The organism is Bartonella sp. AP58NXGY (assembly GCF_042195785.1).
Taxonomy (GTDB): domain Bacteria; phylum Pseudomonadota; class Alphaproteobacteria; order Rhizobiales; family Rhizobiaceae; genus Bartonella.
In genome coordinates, this window is record NZ_JBHIOY010000148.1 from 1 (window position 1) to 911 (window position 911).

1 protein-coding gene is annotated in these 911 nt (G+C 40.6%); it reads right to left on the reverse strand.

The window, feature by feature from the left end; translation table 11 throughout:
* The coding region (locus ACFINC_RS10095; protein ID WP_375617129.1) for an FAD-dependent oxidoreductase at positions 1–767 on the reverse strand (767 nt) is incomplete at its 3' end.
* Between the last annotated feature and the right edge of the window lie 144 nt (positions 768–911).

Below are 911 nucleotides of genomic sequence, written 5' to 3' on the forward strand. Positions count from 1 at the left end.
AAAGTATAGGCTGCGTTGAGCAATTCCATCATTGATCTCACAGAGATGGCACCATCAAAGTCACTTTCAATCATCGTTGCTCCAATCATAAAAATATTATCTTGTCGCGGAACAATGTAAAGTGGGATGCGTGGATGAAGAAGACGAATGGGGCGGGAAAGTTTAATATCCCTACAGCGTACGAGCAGCATTTCACCACGCACCCCCCGTATATTTTTATCTTTTCCTAAACGTGCTATTCCTGTTGCATCAATGATCATATCAAAATTTATTTCAGATGTTTTGACATCAACAAAACATGCACCGTTTTTTATCAAGATTTCTTTTAAAGCAATGAGCGCTTTACGAGGATCAAGATGGGCTTCATTTTCATAAAAAAGCGCATGGTTAAAACGTTCTGCAAGATCAGGTTCAAGACGTGCTATTTCTTCACCGTTTATAATTCTATGATGATGTGTCCGCTCTGAAAATCGTTCAAGTTCTACCCTATCTCGTGCTGGTGCGACAACGAAAGTTCCTTTTCGTATGACGAGATTTGGAAATATTTTGTTCCACCATTGTATGGCTTGTACACCAAGATCTTCAACGATCTGTTCAGTATTTTCTCTTTCACAGTAAGGCGCAAGCATTCCTCCTGCATACCAACTTGCTGTTCCTATAGGAGAAAGAGGAGGGGACGATACAGTAACATGAGCGCCTTTTTGTTGTAACATAAAAGCAACGGTTAAACCACCGACCCCCGCACCTTTGATCAGAATATTCTTCAACTGTTGACTCTCTTTTTTTGAGGGGATTCGACATACAGGTCACCACTTTCTTGATATTTTTCAGCCATAGCGACCATACCTTCACCTTTTGCCTTTTTGAGTGATGCAGCATCACGAATATCATGAGAAATACGCATAGAACAG